Raw genomic sequence first — 787 nt, 5'->3', positions numbered from 1 at the left:
CCTTCCATGGCGTCCCGATCAGAGCGCATCTCGACCTCACGCTTATACGATCGAACCCACACCCCTGCATTCAGGTCTGGGAGCTCAAGAGCAACCAGCGCCTGCCTGAAACCCTCTATACAGCCAACGAGGTACAGCTCTACGGCCAAATAGGTTTGTTGCATGCCTGTTGGAATCGGCCGTGCTTCAGCGTACGGGACGCATCCGGCCATCTCGTCCTCAGTCGCAAGACCTTTCCGGAAGCTGCATACCAGCTGTTTCAGATCGATCTGCCAGACTCGCCCGAACGAATTGCTATCGAAGGCTACGTGCTTTCCGTTGCCATGTCGGATGCCAAGGCCTTCGGGCCTTATCCACCTGATCGGAACATGCTTGGAGTCTGCCTGCGCACAGCCGCAACCCTTTGGCAAACCATGCAGACCGTGGCCACGGGCAGTTTGTCACTCGATGACGTGCCTACATGCCAAGGCTTTCACCCTCTATGCGACTGGTGCGATGCCAACGGCGATTGCCCCAAGTTCAAGCCCGTCTGCCAAGACGGCGAACCTATCACCCTAGACGATGAATACGCCGAGTATCTTGCCCAGCTGACACAGCTGAAGGAAAGGAAGCGCTCTCTGGAAGGGGACATCGCAGAGATGGAGGACACCCTGCGCAGCACATGGCACCGCCTGACAAGCGCTGCGTCCTCTCAATCATCGGGCTGGATAGCAGCGGGCAACTACCGGTTCAAGACAGCAGCCGTACCGGGCAGAAGTACGCTGGACCAGACGATGCTCAAGGAGGA

General features: G+C 57.9%; 1 pseudogene. It reads left to right on the top strand.

Annotation, left to right across the window (positions count from 1 at the left end):
* Positions 1–787 (top strand): annotated as a pseudogene (locus tag FVW27_RS17790) (hypothetical protein); the annotation flags it as partial.

The organism is Nitratidesulfovibrio liaohensis (assembly GCF_011682075.1).
Taxonomy (GTDB): domain Bacteria; phylum Desulfobacterota; class Desulfovibrionia; order Desulfovibrionales; family Desulfovibrionaceae; genus Cupidesulfovibrio; species Cupidesulfovibrio liaohensis.
This window is presented reverse-complemented; position numbering and strand designations above follow the sequence as displayed.